Origin of the sequence: Corynebacterium anserum, assembly GCF_014262665.1 — a bacterium.
Taxonomy (GTDB): Bacteria; Actinomycetota; Actinomycetes; order Mycobacteriales; family Mycobacteriaceae; genus Corynebacterium; species Corynebacterium anserum.
In genome coordinates, this window is the sequence record NZ_CP046883.1 from 1,321,818 (window position 1) to 1,339,831 (window position 18,014).

Annotated in this window: 12 protein-coding genes; 1 reads left to right on the plus strand and 11 read right to left on the minus strand. The window is 55.9% G+C overall.

All coding sequences use genetic code 11. The annotated features are described in order from the left end of the window. Positions 1-51: 51 nt before the first annotated feature. Complete coding sequence (locus GP473_RS05565; RefSeq protein ID WP_185769936.1) at positions 52-1,362, plus strand: alpha/beta hydrolase; 1,311 nt, start codon at positions 52-54, stop codon at positions 1,360-1,362. A 156-nt stretch (positions 1,363-1,518) separates the two neighbouring features. Here GP473_RS05565 and lysX read toward each other — a convergent pair whose 3' ends face one another. From lysX to GP473_RS05620, 11 genes are all read right to left on the minus strand, one after another. After that, positions 1,519-4,563, minus strand: coding sequence for a bifunctional lysylphosphatidylglycerol synthetase/lysine--tRNA ligase LysX (lysX, locus tag GP473_RS05570; RefSeq protein WP_185769937.1), 3,045 nt, complete (start codon positions 4,561-4,563; stop codon positions 1,519-1,521). A gap of 107 nt (positions 4,564-4,670) precedes the next feature. After that, complete coding sequence (locus GP473_RS05575) at positions 4,671-8,264, minus strand: hypothetical protein (protein ID WP_186276675.1); 3,594 nt, start codon at positions 8,262-8,264, stop codon at positions 4,671-4,673. A gap of 56 nt (positions 8,265-8,320) precedes the next feature. Further along, positions 8,321-11,809 carry a chromosome segregation protein SMC gene (smc, locus tag GP473_RS05580; protein ID WP_185769939.1) on the minus strand — a complete coding sequence of 1,163 codons (3,489 nt, stop codon included), beginning with the start codon at positions 11,807-11,809 and terminating at the stop codon, positions 8,321-8,323. Positions 11,810-11,887: 78 nt separating this feature from the next. Continuing rightward, a complete protein-coding gene (locus GP473_RS05585) occupies positions 11,888-13,375 on the minus strand; it encodes an alanine/glycine:cation symporter family protein (protein ID WP_185769940.1) in 1,488 nt (495 codons plus the stop codon). Positions 13,376-13,455: 80 nt separating this feature from the next. After that, on the minus strand, positions 13,456-14,430 hold the full coding sequence (locus tag GP473_RS05590; protein WP_186276676.1) for an Fpg/Nei family DNA glycosylase: 975 nt from the start codon (positions 14,428-14,430) through the stop codon (positions 13,456-13,458). Continuing rightward, the gene (rnc, locus tag GP473_RS05595; protein WP_185769942.1) at positions 14,414-15,166 is read right to left on the minus strand and encodes a ribonuclease III; all 753 of its coding nucleotides are present in this window, start codon (positions 15,164-15,166) and stop codon (positions 14,414-14,416) included. The genes GP473_RS05590 and rnc overlap by 17 nt, the downstream gene beginning before the upstream one ends. Positions 15,167-15,172: 6 nt before the next feature. After that, positions 15,173-15,712, minus strand: coding sequence for a YceD family protein (locus GP473_RS05600; RefSeq protein ID WP_185769943.1), 540 nt, complete (start codon positions 15,710-15,712; stop codon positions 15,173-15,175). Between the two features lie 68 nt (positions 15,713-15,780). Next, positions 15,781-16,500, minus strand: a complete 720-nt coding sequence (locus GP473_RS05605; RefSeq protein WP_185769944.1) for a DivIVA domain-containing protein — start codon at positions 16,498-16,500, stop codon at positions 15,781-15,783. Positions 16,501-16,665: 165 nt separating this feature from the next. Then, a complete protein-coding gene (gene coaD, locus GP473_RS05610; protein WP_185769945.1) occupies positions 16,666-17,151 on the minus strand; it encodes a pantetheine-phosphate adenylyltransferase in 486 nt (161 codons plus the stop codon). Positions 17,152-17,219: 68 nt separating this feature from the next. After that, positions 17,220-17,783 (minus strand): 16S rRNA (guanine(966)-N(2))-methyltransferase RsmD, encoded by a 564-nt coding sequence (gene rsmD, locus GP473_RS05615; protein WP_185769946.1) that lies wholly within the window; start codon positions 17,781-17,783, stop codon positions 17,220-17,222. Between the two features lie 10 nt (positions 17,784-17,793). Further along, positions 17,794-18,006 carry an acyl-CoA carboxylase biotin carboxyl carrier protein subunit gene (locus GP473_RS05620; RefSeq protein WP_185769947.1) on the minus strand — a complete coding sequence of 71 codons (213 nt, stop codon included), beginning with the start codon at positions 18,004-18,006 and terminating at the stop codon, positions 17,794-17,796. Between the last annotated feature and the right edge of the window lie 8 nt (positions 18,007-18,014).

Consider the following 18,014-nt stretch of genomic DNA (forward strand, 5'->3'; position numbering starts at 1 on the left):
CAATCAGAATCTATGTTGTCTTGTGTGCTTGGGCGGGACTATTCTTCCCTCATGCTCGACTTCATACGGTCGATCCCTTTGCAGGGCACCGCCGCAACCACCGCAACGTGGATCTTTCTGATTCTTTCCATCGCCTTACTTATACGCACCCAGGCTGCGGGGAAACAGCGACGCATCGGGGTTGTGTGTCTGATTCTCTCGATCATTCTGGCGGCTCCACTGCTTGGAACGCTCATCTTTGGCTACGGAATACCTCTCAACGAAATTCCTCGCAGCCTCATTATCGCCAGCATTCTTCTCTTTACGGCCTTCTTCCTCACTTGCGTAGCGATTTACACTCACTGGCGGAAAACGTGGACGATCCTTCCTTTGGCTGTCGTCACCGTGTGCACAATGCTTGTCGGCAACCAGGCATACGGTCTATATCCTGACCTTGAAGCACTAATTCCCAGCGTTTCCTATAACGAGGCGCAGGAATCCGACATCCCGCAGGTCAAAAACACTGATCACACTATCCCTGCGGATCAGTGGACGCCATCGCCGGACATGCCCGAGATGGGAACACGCGTATCCATGCACGTTCCTACCCCGCAGTCGAAATTTCAGGCTCGTAATGCGGATGTCTATTTGCCTCCAGCGTGGTTTACCTCTCCCCGGCCTGAACTACCTGTATTAGTACTCATGCATGGTATTCCGGGTGCGCCTGATCAGTGGATCGATGAGGCTGGTGCGCTGAAACCGGTGGCCAACTACCAGAAGAACCACAATGGTTTAGCACCAATCATCGTCTCCATAGATTCCACGGGAGGATGGGTCAAAAACCCTTTATGCACCGATTCCCCGCAAGCCAATATCACCACCTATCTCACCAAAGACATTCCTCAGTGGCTTATCAAGCGGCTTGGTGCCAATCAAGACCAGCAAACCTGGACCCTTGGTGGATTGTCTTATGGCGGGACGTGTGCTCTCCAGACCCTTGCACAACACCCCGAGAGTTACGGAGCCTTCCTCGATTACTCTGGCGAATTCACCCCCAATGACAGCCAGAGCCATAAATCCACCGTGAAAGACTTCTTCAACAACAACGAGGATTTATTCAAAAAACGCAATCCCGCTGATATTTTCACCAGCGCAGCCAACGATAATTCGGATAAGTTTGAGGGACTCGAGGGGCGCTTCGTAGCGGGCACGGGTGACCGATCAGCGCAAAAGGACTTAACGAGGCTGAACGCTCTTGCGAATAAGGTGGGCATTCAATCCACTTTCCGTGCTATTCCCGGCCGGCATGATTTCCGTGTATGGCGTACAGCCATCGCGCAGGACTTCGGCTTTGTAATTGAGCGTGGCGAGCTGCCCAAGTAGTGACTGCTTCCCCTCTGCAGTGGGTTGTTCCTTTGTCTCAGAATTATCTGCCCCTTTTTTGGAGCGTTCATCAGGCCCTTTCAGGGCATCTGCCACTCCGTTCTCAGAGTCTCAATTGGAGCTATTGTTCAATTCGGGTGGAGGACAAACCCCACCCTAAAGACGGACGGTGGCACACCCGGCAGCTGGCACACCCAAACGGAGGAGACTCTCCACGTCCTGGGTTGCTTCCACAGTATCCGTGTCCAGAGAATCTTCCTTCATCTCTGCGGGGCGGGTATCCACCGCATAACCACTGGCAATGATCTGTCCGTCGTTGACGATAAGGAAACCATTGGCGAAGGCACATCCGAGTCCCGTTGCCTTATCCAGTTGAACGGTGGCCGGCACACCGGTGAACACGGTCAATCCGCACACGCTCGGGAGCACTTTGTTCATAAAGATTGTGCCGAGCATATCCTCACGGCTCTCGTCAGGGCGAACCCTCAGCCCCAAGCTCTGACAAATCTCCCGAGCCTCCGACTCAGTCTGAACCGTGGCTTGGCCGGTGACATCTGCAACCGCAGAGGCGAATCCCACAGTACGCGGATCCGGCACAGCTTCCTCAGTCATTTTCCCCAGAATTGTCAAAGCCTTATCCAAAGCCCATGCCTCGTCGGCATGCGTGGCCATGAATGTCAGGTGCCGTTCAGGTTGGATCAGCTCCAGTTCGGTCACTCTGTCCTCCAGTCCATGATGAACTCCCGGCAGAGCGATACTAAATGCCCGAGCGGCACCACCAGTCAGAGCCGCAAGGAGGTGCAACGTAATGTCGATCTCTGGTATGTCCTCCAGCTCCACGAATCCCTCTGCGTTTAGCTCCGAGCGCACCTGGGTCATTCGAGCCGCGCTGGCGTACAGACGGCTACGCAAATCAGCGTCTGCGGTGAGCGCTTGCGCCATAGTTCGCACCGGGCTGGTTTCCTGGGTACTTTTATTCTTTTCGTTCTTTCCCGACGCCACCACTGCTTCTAACGCTTTTGCCTCGAACCGCAGTGCATGAGCCAACAGAGACGGTTGTCCTTTCTTAGATAGAGCTGTGATTCCCTCGACTTGAATATAGTCGGAGACTTCTACATCCGCTGGACGCACCGACCCCTCAGGTAAAGCCTCAGGCAAGTCTTTCTTATTGATGATGACCTGACAGACACCACTGGCGTCGGCAAGGTCGATAAAGGCGATAGCTCCGAATTTGCGTTTGGCAATGACCCGACCGGCGATAGTTGCCGCGTGCCCCTCCTGCGCGTCGTGTACCTCGCGACATGTCATAGTCGGGGTCGGCAATTGTGCCCATGGATCCACCCCGGACTCTTCGAGCTTCTGCGCCGTGGTAATGCGGTTATGTAATTGTTTGTTATGCTTCTTTTCTTTCTTTGAGCTCTTTGCCTCCCACCGGTGCATCGCTTTTACTGCCACGTCAGCGCCGGGAGTTTCTACAGCAGCGTGTGCGCGCATGTCTCCGGAATCAATCCACGGGATGAAACCTTCTGCGATTCCGGCAGCCACACTGGTACGCGCCAAGGCCACGGAGTTATCAAAGCACATGTACCGTGGGACCCATTCCGGGTTGTATTTGACGTTAGAACGGTACAACGCCTCCATTTGCCACCATTTAGACAGGAAGACGAGCACCTTCCTCGCCAGGCGGCGGATTGGCCCCACCCCTACCTTGGATTCAGAGGCAAAGACGCTGCGGAACACGGCAAAGTTCAAAGAGATACGGCGAATGTTGAGAGCATCGCCGCTGCACAGGTAAGCAACCATTGCTTCCACGGTCCCATTGGGAGCTTCAGGACCGCGTCGCATAAGGTCCAGAGAAAGCCCATCGCTTCCCCACGGGACAAAACTCAATTGTGCTACCACATGGGCGTCGGAGCCTTCACCAACCAGCGCCTCGACCAAAACACATTCGCCATCGGCCTCGTCCCCGAGACGCGACAGCGCCATGGAAAATCCACGCTCCTCAGAGGTGTCACGCCACACGTCGGCACGTTCCTGTACCTTCTGCATCTCCTCGGCGGGGATTTGCCGGTGTCGACGCACCCGTATCCACACCCCATCGCGTTGCGCATGGGCAACCGCTTGGCGTACGTCCTTAAGCTCAGGATGGGCTAGATCAAATGTGTCGGTGTAAATGACCGCTTCATCGCCCAGATGCATGGAACGCATACCATTGCGCTGATAAGCGCGGGCACCTTCCTCTGAGGCGCCCATCGCCCCTGTAGTCCAACCGAATTCTGCCGCCTTCGTTCGGAATGCGTCGATAGCTGCATCCCAGGAATCCGGCTCGCCAATAGGGTCAGCGGAGGCAATAGCGCTGCCCACTTCCACACGGTATGTGACGGCGGCTCGTCCATTAGGAGCGTAGACAATGGACTTGTCGCGTCGGGTTGCGAAGTAAGCGAGAGAATCATTCTGATTAAAGCGCTTAATCATCGAGCGAACCACGGCCTCATCAGTGGCTGATGCCGAATTCTGGGATCGCTGGGAGCGCACGGCAACAAAGAACGTGACAAGCAACACGAATGCCGCTGCGATGGAAATAATAATCGCGACGAAACGCGGCGCGTGACCATCAAAGAAACTGCGATCCACCAGAGATAGTAGTGCTGCATGGTTGAGAGCCCACCCCACGCGTTGGGACCCCACTAGGGATCCCGGGAACTTGAACACCAACGCCACAGCGAGAACACTCACCAACAACGTACCAACAAGCCATGTTAAAGCTGCTGCACGCACATTGATGCGGCGCGTGCGAGTGGTGAACAGGGGATGCAGAAGCACCATGAACACCAGCATCAGTGCCTGAATGACCGTGCCAATCTGAAACAGAACGCCCATGTCAGGCGGAATTTCGAAGGTCTCCGGGCTAAATGTGTAGAACAGTAAGTTGCCAACGTTGAGCAAGACGAGTCCCGCTACGGATGTCACCCATGCTGCTCGTCGGCATCGCCACAGCCCTGCTCCCAAAACAGCAATGAACACAGACCACGCCATCGACAGGTGAGAAACGGGGAGAAAAAGAGCATCCAGCGTATAGGCAACGGGCTTGAGGGTATGCCGTAATGTCGGACTAACCACCAAAAGGAATCCGAAGAATCCATAGGCCAGCAAAGAGCCGCCGATGATGCGAGGGGCGTAACGTTCAAATACCTGTTTCACGTGTCTGATTAAACCCATGGCACTGTGAGAAGCCGAGAAAAATAGCTGTATGTCTACTGAGAGTTAGCTTAGTATCTTCGATCTCCCTAGGGCACTACTCAGCCCAGTCACTCGGCTTCATGCTCCTCCTGCACATCCTCCTGCAGATCAGGGCCGAAAATACCCAGAACCATGGCTTCTGCGCTGACCAAATCCCCTGTCACTAAATCTGGTACCAAACGCGCCATCTCAGACCATGTTGGGTACACCCTCGGAAGTTTGCCCACGCTCGTCAGCTTCCCATGCGCATGCATACGCGCTGCTAACGCAAACACCATCGAAAGCACCGGCGCAAGAGCCCACCGATTAGCAGGGTTGTCTGTATCCACACCGTCCAGACGGTCAAAACGCACGCGGGCGGACAAATACAGTTGTCGGTTCGTGCTCTTCACGCGGCGCAAAATCTTCACGGCTGCCGTCATCAGTTCCGGATTACCCAGCAATTGACTCAGCCGCTCGCGCTTCGAAAATGTTTCAAAAACGCTGATCAGACGGGTGTTCTCATCACTTAGAGCATCAGGAACTACCCCGGCGCCGCCGAAGAATGCGTCGAGTACCGCTTTCTGTTGCGCTGGATCCATCTGTGCAATGTGGACTGTCGTGGCATCGATGCACGCGGTTTCCAGCGTGCTATCGCGTCCAGTCTCTGCGGTCTGTAGGAGAGTAGGGCCTGCCGCATCCACTAGTTCTTGGCGCAACTCCTTCGATCGAAGACTCCCTTCCTCTTCATGGAAGAGGTCATGGAGAATCTCCATCGCCGCGATCCACGGCGCATCCGACCGGCGCGTCCTGCCCCCCATCTGATCACCGCCCTCGTCTGACACCTGACGAGCTAACTCTTCATCCTCTTTAGACGACGTCACAACGTGCACCAGACCGGATTGAATGTACTGAGCTGGACGGTCGGCAGCAGGCACTAAGGACTGGCTCATGGCATGCATGGATGCAGCCGGATGAGCAGTCAGAGCTGTCTGCAGCGAGGATCGGAGATCATTCATCACTGCATTGTCGTAATCCGAATCTAAATGATTCTTCAAGCCTCCCGCCAGGACGTCCCACAGCGTCGGTAGAACCTGTGCGTCTCTTGGAGGTTCGGCACTCTCACCAGCCAAGAATGAAGACAATTGCGCAAAAGGGTCCGACATGTCGTCGCTGCCAAAGAATCCCTCATGCTCAACACGGACGGCTCGAGGTCCGGGGAACTCTGGAGCGCGCAGGAAGTTAAAACGGTCACACATCACCAACTGGACGGCTAGCGGTCCGGCATCCCGCAACTCGGGCGGCAGAGTTTCCCCTATCTTCACATAACGTGCCGATTCCCACGGCGCGGTCAGTGGCCACACCCACATCGCTTTACCTTCAAGGCGAGAAGGGTCATCGCTGGTTATCTCAATGCGATGGTGATCACCGTAGGTGACATCGAGGGAAGAATCTTCCACTATGCGTGCCATGCGCACGCTGACTCGACGGCCAGCACGCTCGTCGATGAATTCGAGTTCACAGGTTCCCTGACTCAGTAACTTCAGCGTGCTGGCGATTCTGCTTAGTTCAGCCCACCAGGTCACGTTGTCTTGAGTGGTGAGTTTTACCGTGCATGCTGGCGCACCATGGCGGTCGCGCACCACAAAACGCGGATCTGTAATAGGAGCACCCGGGCGCACACGGAAGCGGGTGTCTGTATCCACCCACGACGCAGCCATGCGCATCGCTTCGGTACGCCACAGTGGATCCTCACCCGTCAGCGGAAGTTGATAGCGCAGGCGCGGTGGATTGACCACGATGGGAAGAGCATCTCCCGCATCGGTTTCCACCACTGTCGTGGCGTAGCGATCCCCCGCCCCTAGCGTGATCGGTGGAATCTCTTCGAAAGGCTTGACTCCCGGGTGGAACACAACCGTGGCAGGGCTCAACCCCGTTGTCAGTGGCAAACGAGTCTGAGCTGATGCTCCTTCAATATCCACCGTGACCCGCAACCCCTCGATGAGAGCAAACTCGTGGCGAAACGACTCGTTGCGCGGACCGCGCAGACGGACCAAGTACTCCCCCACCCATGGGCTGTCATAGGCCTCTGGGTCAAAAACATCGAACACACCCCCTTCAGCTGGAACTTCCAGAGGTTCTTCCTCCGACACATCCACGCCCATCTCTCCTGGGCCTGCGTAGGCAGAGACGGAGAGATGCCATATCTCCGAGGAACAAGAGACGGTAGGTGGAAACTCAACCCGCAAACTCGAAGAGTGAATGCGCTGGCCTGTCACGGTCTCCACTGCCTCAGCTACATCATCGGGTTCAATAAACAACACACGTTGCCGCGGATCCACTGCCCGCATTGTGTTCATAGCCGGGCGATGTTCCCCTGGCTTCTCGATGTACAAACTCAAGGCATCGGTGAGATCGAGGCGTCGAATCACCCACCCCTCCCAGGTTTTCATTGCCCGCTCCCACACCACGGTGACCGGACGGTCCTGCACAGGGTCCACAGCCACTGTATCTGCAGGGCACACCACATCCACGGCCACACGGTGCAGGGACTCCAAACGCGTGAGATCCACCCCACGTTCAGAGAAAATCAAGGCAGGGTCTTCGCCGCCGATAACAGGAAGTGTCCAGTGCTGGCCATGCGTGAGGTTGTGAACATTGATTTCACGCATCGGGCGTCGCACAGGAATATCCAAGATTTCTGATACACAACGCCCTAAGTGTTCGGAGCGGCCTGTGCGGAAGGAAAAAGGCTGCCCATCGACGTCCACTCTCCAACGGATCTCAGCAGTGTCATCCTCTTCCACCGGCGGCAGGGGTTGAGAAGGCAGGCGAAGCACAATTCTGTTGCGTGGCACATCCAGCCGTAAGCGAGGTTGATCCTCGCGCTGAGCCACACCCACGCTATGACGCCGCCTCAACGTTCCGGCTGGACGTTCACGGAGCTCCTCAACGAGATCTTCAAAAATCAGCGAAGGTAACTTCAGAGCAGGGACAGAGTATTCCCAGGTCACAGGATTGGCCGCGGCGTGACGAATGATGCGCACAATCGGAGTAAATAACCGCGTAGCAATATCCGGCTGGAGAGTACACAGCGGCCCCACCTGGAGTTCTTCCCCGGAGAATTGCTCTACAACTGCCGAGGCTTCCTCGGTCGCATTCTCCAAAGCCGTACCTTCGAGTCGCCGGGAATCGATGCGCTCGATAATCTCTGGCAGCCAGTCAGTCGCTATGCCAACATGCATGAACAGACGACCAACCTCCCCGTCCGGTCCGCCCACAGCCTCATCCATCGGATTGAGGCCAGCGGCAGAGAGGATGTGCGCATACTTACCCTCAACGCAGGAGACGCGGTCGGGCGTCGGTTCCAAGCCCAGGCCAGCCCAGTATTCCTGTGGCAGTTGGCCTACCTTGTTAAAGCGGGCTGCACGAGCAATCAAGGTAGCGGCGGTCAGCGCGGGGCATACAGCCAACAAAGATTCTGGGCTAGAGCCTGCGGCAAGTTGGCGTTGGAGGAACGTGCCGAAGAACCTGGTGTAGCGTTCTAGCTGGTCACCACTGATGTCAAGGTCAACGAACAGATCCACTTCCCGCATACGGGCGGAGAGAGCAGCCTCTGCAGTAGAGGCCCAGGGAAGAAGAGTGTCTTTCAGGTCTGCGATTGGGCTGTCGGTCACTCCCATAATCCTACGCAGTTCCTCTCACAGTGCACCTGCTAGGTCCCCCTTTTGACTACGTGCTACCCGCCGGCCGGCGACATGCGCTGAGAAATGACCCGGGTCACGCCGTCTCCGCGCATAGTCACCCCATAAAGCACATTGGCCACGTCCATCGTCGGTTTCTGGTGGGTGATGACGATGAGCTGGGAATCTCTACGCAACTCTTCGAGAAGCGCGATCAGTCGCCTCAGGTTCACGTCGTCCAGTGCCGCCTCAACCTCATCCATCACATAAAACGGCGAAGGGCGCGCGCGGAAAATAGCTACCAACATGGCCAACGCAGTCAGTGACTTCTCGCCGCCGGACAAAAGAGTGAGCCTCTTGACCTTCTTTCCGGGTGGACGAGCCTCAACTTCAATACCGGTGGTCAACATGTCACTCGGATCCGTGAGAACCAACCGCCCAGCGCCGCCGGGGAACAGAGTGCTGAACACCTTCGGGAACTCAGTTTCAACATCCTTCCACGCCTCGGTGAACAATGTGAGGATAGTGTTGTCCACATCCGCAATGACGTCGTGCAAATCGGCGCGAGCTCGTTCCACGTCGTCAAGCTGCTGCGAGAGAAAACTATAGCGCTCTTCTAACGCTTTGTACTCTTCTAGAGCAAGCGGGTTGACTTTGCCTAGAGAATTGAGAGCCTTTTGCGCTTTCTTCAGTTCCGCACGGGTCGTCTTTTCATCGAAGTCCTCCGGGAGCTGCTCCTCCAACAACTGTTCTGCATTAAGCCCGAGCTGTTCCATCGCATTGTCCAGAGCTTGCTCAATTTTCAGCTGAGCCTGGCTGCGCGCCAATTCCGCGTGATGAGAAGAATCCGTCAGGCGCCCCAATTGTGCAGTCAACGCCGAGAGTTTCTCACGCTGTTGGCTCATCGTCACTTGCCACTGTTTATGGGCGGCATCGGTTGTACTGCGATTCTCTTCAGCACGCGCTAGGGCATCATCAATTCTGCGCCCCACCCGGCGCGCTTGTTCCAGTACGCTTGCGGCAATTTTTTGCTCACGACGGCGCCGGGCCTGAGCCTTGTCGAATTGCGCACGCGCCGCTTCTTCCTGCCGAGCTTGGCGGCGTAGTGAGTCGGCGCGGCCCCGTGTGGCCGTGGCTCGTTCCTCGGCCGTACGCAATGCCAGGCGCGCATCCATCTCCACTGCTTTTACTTGGCTGAGGGCTAGTGTAGCGGCATCTTTGTGCTGAGTGGAAGGTTCCTTCTCCTCCCCCTCGTCGTCAATCCGCGCTACACGGTCTGCGAGTTCTGCCACGTCCGATTCAGCCTGGGAGAGACGTAGCGTTGCCTCCTCTAGCTGCGCGGATACTCGTTGAAGTTGGCGGCTCACCGCGTCAAAGTTCTTGGCGGTGGCTTGCGCATGTCTTTGTGCCGAATCGAGTGTCGCCTTGTGCGCCTGCATTGCCGCTCGCGCGGCTGCGGCAGCGGTGCGGCGTTCGGAGGCTGCATCCAGAGCCCCATCGAGCGCTGCCTGTAGATCGGATAGTTCCGCCGTCTTTGTCTCCACGTCATGACGCGCAGCCTGAGTTTTCTCCACCAACTCCACGGCTGTCGAGCCACCATTACCCGCAGCGGCCCATCCTGTGCCCACGAGTACACCATCGCGGGTCACGGCGCGCAGACGAGCATCATCCTTGACCACAGAGCGGGCGTCCGCCACTGTGTCCACGGCGACAACATCCACGAGTAGAGCACTCAATGTTCCGTCAAGCTCCTGCGGGCAGTCGAGGAGGTCAAGCAACCACTGTCCTCTTTTCGGGCTCGCATCCAGTCGCCACCCCTTTTTTGGCTGCGAGGTGACCACCACTGCCCGTCCTTCGTCAGCGGCGCTCAGTGAGTGGATAATGGCGTCGCATAAAGAGAGGTTGTCCCCCTCGCCGGCAACAACTAGCCCATCGGAGGCCTCTCCCAGAGCAGCAGAAAATGCCGTCGCCCAACCGTCATGCGGGGTCACAACTTCAGCGAGGGTCCTAGTGGTGCCCCCAACCTCCCGAACGGTGCGGTTCACGACGGCTGCCCCATCGACCGGACGCATGTGGGCTTCCCAAGCGTTCATGGTGGCTTCAAGCGTGGAAATTTCCTTTTCCAAGACCAATTGCCTTGCCCGCAGTTCTTCGGCACGCTGCTCAGACGTGTAAGCCTCGCGATTCGCTCGTTCCAGATCTGCCTGGAGGTCACCGCCGGAATTTTCGGCATTGTTGACCGCTTCTCGAGCAATCTCGGTCTCTTCTGCTGCCGAGTCGACGGCTTCCTGTTGTTGTTCTACGGATTCCTTGAGCCGTTCCACTTCCGACTGAATGGAATGCTGACGTTGAAGCGCTGACTCGTGCTGGCTCAGCAAGCGCACAATGCCTTCACGGCGGTCAGCGATAGCGCGAACTTGGGCGAAGTGTTCACGCTCAGCCTGGCGTGCGGCTTCCTCACGCTCGGCGACCTCTTCCTGAATTGCCTCAAGCTTTTCTGCAGCTATTTCCACGGCATCGTCAAGCTCGCGTTGTTCCTGCTCAGCGCGGTCGGCCCGTGCGAGAAGCTCTTCTGGGTCTTGACCACCCCAGCGGGCCTCAGGTGACTGTTCCGCGCGATCGGCGGCGATGCGTATCGTTGCGGAGTTCTTTTCCGATACGGAAGATAGCCTGTACCACAGCGTGCGTGCGGCTTCGGCGTTTTCCAACGCTGTGCGCAATTCTTCCTCTGTGTTGGCGAGGCGGCTGGAGTGGTCTTCGACGAGCTCTTGTAATTCCTCCACTTGCTCAGCCACCAATTCGGCGCGGCCTGATGCAGAATTGAGTTCTTCGGACAAGGTGCGCACCTGGTGCGCCGCGAGTTGCACCTTAGCGTTGCGTATGGTCGCCTGCACGGTGGAGGCTTTCTGAGCAGCGTCAGCCTGGCGGGCTAGTGGCCCCAACTGCTTGTGAAGCTCATCGGTGAGGTCGTGCAGACGGTCCAGGTTGGCCTGCATACTGACCAATTTGCGCTGCGCTTTTTCTTTGCGACGCCGGTGCTTAAGCACTCCGGCTGCCTCCTCGATAAACGCACGGCGTTCCTCTGGCTTGGATTCCAGGATTTGTGCCAGCCGCCCCTGACCGACGATGACGTGCATCTCACGGCCGATACCAGAATCAGATAAGAGCTCCTGAACATCCATCAGGCGCGCTTTGGCACCGTTGATTTCGTATTCGCTAGCACCGTCGCGGAACATACGACGCGTGACGGAAACCTCGGAATACTCAATGGGCAAGGCGCCGTCTGAGTTGTCGATAGTCAGCGTCACTTCTGCGCGCCCCAGCGGTTTTCGGTCTCCAGCACCGGCAAAGATGACATCTTCCATCTTTCCGCCGCGTAGGGTTTTCGCCGAGTGCTCACCCATCACCCAAGCAAGAGCATCCACGACGTTGGATTTGCCCGAACCATTTGGCCCCACTACGGCGCAAATGCCAGGTTCGAGTTTGAGGGTCGTCGACGAAGCGAAGGACTTAAATCCTTTCAGGGTCAACGACTTCAAGTGCATTGGGTAATAATAACACCCCAAATCCGCAGAGCTTGGGGTGGTCAGGAAGCGGTGGAGAACACCAACCTGAGCTGGTTACTAGGACTCCCCACCGGAAGTTGTTGAGCGTGGTGTGACTGCGTCATTCCAGAACTCGCGGGTGGTCACGGGGTCAGACCCGTCCCAGCATTCGACGTTCTTGAGCTCTGGCATGTCGTCCCGGTGGAAAACAGGCTCCAAACCTTGGTGTTTCTGCGCCGAAAAGTGCTTGAGTAGCTTCACCGCGACGCCCGCTAGAGGAACAATAGCGATCAAGTTGATGATGACCATGGTTGCTGCAAAAGTATCCGCCAGTGCCCACACGATAGGGACTGTGCCAACCGCACCACCAAATACGCAGAGCACCACAAGTATGCGGAAAGCAATGATCGCGTTCTTGTTTCTAGTGAAGTACTCCACATTGGCCTGAGCCAAGTAGTAGTTGCCCAGCACAGAAGAAAAGGCTAGGAAGAACAAAATAAAGGTGACAAAGTGAATACCCCAACGGCCTACTTCAGAGGCCAAAGCCTGTTGCGTGAGGTTGGCCGATTGCATGGATTCACCGATTGTCGGATGGGAAAGCAAAATGATGAACGCTGTGATGGAACACACCACCAGGGTGTCGAAATAGACGCCCAAAGTTTGCACTAAGCCTTGTTTAACAGGGTGAGATACCGAAGCCGTAGCAGCAGCGTTGGGGGCAGAACCCTGCCCGGCCTCATTAGAAAACAGACCGCGTCGCATTCCGTTCATGAATGCAGCACCGATGCCTGCGCCAGCGATCTCCTTCAAGCCCAGCGCGTGCCCCACGATGTCCGCGAACATTCCAGGAATCTCGCCAATGTTCAGAGCCAACACAATCACGCCAATGAAGATGTATGCACCAGCCATAAAAGGAACGATCACCTGCGTTGCGTTAGCAATGCGTGTTACTCCGCCGAAGATGATGAACGCAGTCAGGATCGCTAAAACCAGTCCAATGATGACACGCAGCGAGTTGGAAGTTTCTCCCCCTAAAGAAGTATTCACTGCTTCGACAATGGAATTTGTCTGTACAGCGTTATACACCAGGCCGTAAGTAATGGTAATGGCGATACCAAAGATGACGGCCAACCAGCGAGCATTGAGTCCTCGGGTCATGTAGTACGCCGGTCCACCTACATACGCGCCGTCGTGTTTAGATTTCCACAGCTGAGCTAGGGTTGACTCCACGAATGCAGTAGCACCACCGATGATGGCGACCATCCACATCCAGAACACAGCCCCCGGACCTCCAACGGAAATTGCAATAGCCACGCCCACGACGTTGCCTGTGCCTACACGCGATGCTGCAGAAATGGTGAACGCTTTGAATGCTGAGATTTCAGCATCAGAGCTATCTGGATGAGGTTTGTCCTTCAAGGAACGAACCATGTCTGGGAACATGCGAATCTGCACGATGATGGTGCGCAGACCAAAGTAGACACCAGCGCCAATCAGGAGGAATGGGATGACCTTCCCCAGATTGTTATTGATATCCACTGTAAGGAAATGTTCGATACTTTGCATGCGCTAAAAGTACCGTAGTCATCGCATTTTCTAGCACCCGCGTGTATTTTGGCCGCCTGAACTGCACCTGCCTGCCGGGTCTACTTTTGGCACCGTGGACAGTAGTGGCTACTGCGACCGGACAACACTACTCGCTTGATTGGCGTCTGGCACCGCCGGCATGGCTCATTCTCGCGCCCGTATACATTGAGTGATCGCGAAAAATACCCTGAAGCCCCGTTGACGTTCACATAGAGAGAGTCAAAACTCGTACCCCCCGCTGCCAGAGCCTTGCGCATTACTGTTTCCGCCGCACGAATAGTTTTTTCGACGCGACGTTTACTTATCCTCTCGGGCTTTCTTGTTGGTCGGATTCCTGACAACCACAAGGCTTCATCAGCGTAAATGTTGCCGATCCCTGAAATCACACGTTGATCGAGGAGAATACTCTTGATGGGTGACCGCTTCGACGCTATCTTCTCCACCACAGAAGCTATATCGAAGTGTGGTTCCAAGGGGTCAGGCGCAATATGAGTCGCAGACGTAGGTACTGCCTCATATTCACCGAACGGATCGTCAACCATGGGCACAACTTCCCAGCGACCAAAGGTGCGTTGATCGACGAAATTGAGATCGTTCAAACCGTTATGCTCTAGTCCATCATCGGAACGTGTTGGCGACAACCTGTCACCGAACCCCGGGGACAGCAATCCACCACCGCGCCGCGACGGTGCGCAGCTGAGCCGGGCTCGAATGCGTAAGTGACTCGATGCCACTTGATCCGGTTCTGTCACCAGCATCTGTCCGCTCATGCCCAAATGAACTACAAGCGCTAGGCGCTCATTGCACGTCAATCCCGTATCAGCGTTGGGGTCTTGCGATAACTCCAACCAGAGGAATTTGCCCCGGCGACGCACAGAGACAACAGTGGCGGCATAGAGAAGCCTGGGAAGCGGTTCCCCTACATGGCAGCGAACTGCACGCGGGCTCAACACTTCCACGCCGTCAAACACTCGACCGACCACGTATTTTTCTAAGCCCCGCCGGACCACCTCAACTTCAGGAAGTTCGGGCATGAATAGACTTCAAGTGACTGACCATTGCTTTCGCAGCGTTGTGTTCTGCTTCCTTCTTATTGCGGCCGGTGCCACGCGAATACAGAGAAGGGCCAACGGTCAATGTTGTCTCGAAAGTGAGCGCGTGCTGCGGGCCGGTTTCTTCCGTAGAGTATTCCGGCGTGCTGGAAATCTTTTTCTCGCTGAGAGTCTGCAACAGCACGGTCTTCCAGTCCATGGTCAGCCCCACGGATGGTGCAGAGGTAATTCGCGAACCAAAAATGCGCAGCACTGTCTCGCGCGCAGTCGCAAAACCATGTTCCAAATAAATCGCACCCAGAATCGCTTCCACCGTATCTGCGAGGATCGAATCCTTGTCCTCACCACCGGTACGCATCTCGCCACGGCCGAGCAGGATATAAGAGCCAATCTGCAACTCGCGGGCGACATCCGCCAGGGCATACATGTTCACCACGGCAGCTCGCATTTTGGATATCTCCGACTCTGTGCGGTCTGGGAACTGGACATAGAGCTGCTCAGCGACAGACAAACCCAAAACGGCGTCGCCAAGAAATTCCAAACGCTCATTGTTTGGAAGGTTATCGTTCTCGTTTGCGAAGGATCTGTGCGTTAACGCGAGACGAAGGATGTCATCGCTGAGGGATACTCCCCACGCATCGAGTAAAGGAGCGTGATCGGAACGGTTGTAGGCGGCATGCAAAGCTGCCTCGCCGGTGAGACGACGTTTTCTAGCCACTGAAAATTACTCGCCCTTCAAATCCTTGAATTTTTCTAGTCCAGCCCATCGTGGATCTATTCGATCCACGTCCTCAGACTGTTCCTCCAAGACGCCATCCGGAACTGGAGTGTCTTCCTCGCAGTCGAGATGAAAGTCGTCACAGCTTGGAGAAAAAGGAGCATTCAAGCCCGCTTCGTCGAGGACGGACTGCGAGATATCCACCGAATTATCCACCACTAACGGCGGTTCTTCGTCATCGTCCCCCTCGTCACCCTGAATGAAATCTGGGGTAGTGCCAAAGACCTCACTAATAGACACTTTGAGTTGAGGGTTCAACGACCGCAGGCAGCGTGCGCACGTACCGTGTGCCTCGCCGAACACCGTCGCCTGAACCATAAACGCTTCGCCCAGATTGTTAACAGTGGCTTCGACATCGACGGTCGTGCCTTCCTCAACAGCCAGCATTTGCCCTCCCCATCGAACGGGGGAAGGTCCGGAATTGCTGATTCTCTCCAGGGATCCGTTGGGAATATCGCCAACAGGGATGACAAAAGGGTTGCTCATAGCCTCGTTTTTACCCGCTCGACACGAGGAACGGTAGCCGGCCTGGCCACACTGTGATCAACGGTGCGTCAGTGATTCTGGCCGCTCGTTGGGCGGTAGCCAGAAGCACCAGCTCCTTTGCGTAGGGCTGCTCGGTCTCGGTTCACGGTGCGCAGGGTGTCCGTCAGTGAATTTTCGAATTCTGCCAGGGTGGAGTCCACATAACGATCGCACTCGGTGCGGAGACGGTCGGAGTCGGCGTGTGCGGATTCCACAATGCGCTGAGCCTCTGCCTGGGCTTTGCGTACAACTTCAGACTCGGATACCAATCGCTGTTGTTCGGCAATGCCTTCATCAACCGACCGCTGATAAGACTCGTTACCGGAAGTAACCAAACGTTCAGCCTCTGCGGCTGCTCGGCTGGTTACTTGGTCATACTCTCGGCGGGCATCAGACACCAAACGATCAGCCTCAGTTTCAGCATGGGAGACCGTGGAAGCTGCTCGGTCTTCAGCGTCACGCAACATCTCGTCGGCACGGGCGCGAGCATCAGCCAAAATGGCGTCACGCTCGGCCTCTGCGTCGCTAATCATGGCATCGGACTGATCCTGGGCATCAGCCACGATGTTGTCGCGGTGATCCAGAACGTCCTGCGCATCGTCCATTTCGATCGGAATGGCATTGCGCATCTCATCGAGGATGTCCAAAACTTCGCGGCGAGGCACCATGCAATTAGCGGTCATCGGCACGCCATATGCCTGCTCAACCATCTGCTGAAGGTCATCCATACCCTGGAAAGTCTTATACATGCCCTCCACTATTGCATTAACAGATATCTATGTGGCTGAAAGACACGCGTGTTACACGTGTGACTACCCGCAATCGTTACGCCAACCCCTCCCCGCTCGATCAATTCACGCACACGCCGACTCACAAGGCTATCCACAAAGGCTATCCACCAGTTGTTGAGCCTCTCATGCGGCGTATTTTCTCTGAACGGCCTCCACCACCGGGCCAGGCAGAAGACCCGTCACGTCGCCCCCATACTTGGCCACTTCCTTGCACAAGGTAGAAGAGACATAACCATATTCCGGGCTCGTCAGTAGAAAATAGGTCTCAGCGCCGGACAGTCGCTGATTCATCTGAGCCATCGGCAATTCATATTCATAATCAAGGGAACTGCGCAGCCCCTTCACCATAGCCTTAATGTTGTTTTCCGTGAGGTAATCCACCAACAATCGATCCCACGTGTCCACCGTGACGTTCTGCGGGGCATTGGGAAGGCTTTCTAAGGAACGCCGAATCAAGTCCACACGCTCTTCTGCAGTAAACAACCCTCTCTTGTTAGGGTTATAGGTCACCAAAACAGTGACCTGATCCCAGGTCGCAGCCGCGCGGGTGAAAATGTCCAGGTGACCAAAAGTGACAGGATCGAAAGATCCGGGGCAGACAACATGCATGCGCAACAGTGTACTCGTCAATGCGAGCAGGCCAACCTATATGCCGCGGCCGCGGCCAGCCACAGGCATTATCCGCGCCAAATAGCCATATCGAAACGAGTCAATCCATACGTACGTTTTTTTAGTTTTTGGTTCGTAGGCTCAAATCCTTCCGGCCACGCAGTCTCGGGGGACTGAGAACTGCGTTCGACGACAATCACTGCGTCGTGAGTAAGAAGGGGAACCAGAGCATTCAACATCTCCACGACTGCATCGTCAGAAAGAGAATACGGCGGATCCGCAAGCACCATGCTGTAGTGGCCCCGCGGTGCCCCTGCGATAAAAGTCGACGCGTGCGATTGAACCACACGCACATTCGGATGCCCCACAATTTTTGCGTTGGATTGTATAACCTCCACCGCCTTGCGGTTGTTATCGACCAGCGTCACCTCTTCAGCACCACGCGAGGCTGCCTCCAGACCTAGCGCACCGGATCCCGCGAAAAGATCGAGCACCGTCTCCCCCTCAAAACCAAAACGAACCTGAAGAGAGGAAAACAGCCCCTCACGCGCACGGTCAGTCGTAGGGCGCGTATCTTCCGGAGGCACTTTGATATTGCGGCCACGGGCAGTGCCGGAAATAATACGAGTCATAACCGACAGCCTACTTCTCCCCCAGACGAAGAATCTCATCTCCTCCGGCTACATCTACAAAATCTTCGTGGATACTGCGCTGAACCACGCCCGGCCCCGGCGCTAACACAGGAGCTTCTAGTTTCACGGCTTCCACTACAGCCAATTGGTCACCGGTCTCCACGGTCTGGCCATCAGCCACCAGGAAGCGAACAACCCCTGCAAATGGTGCGTAAATCTTCATGAATCTAG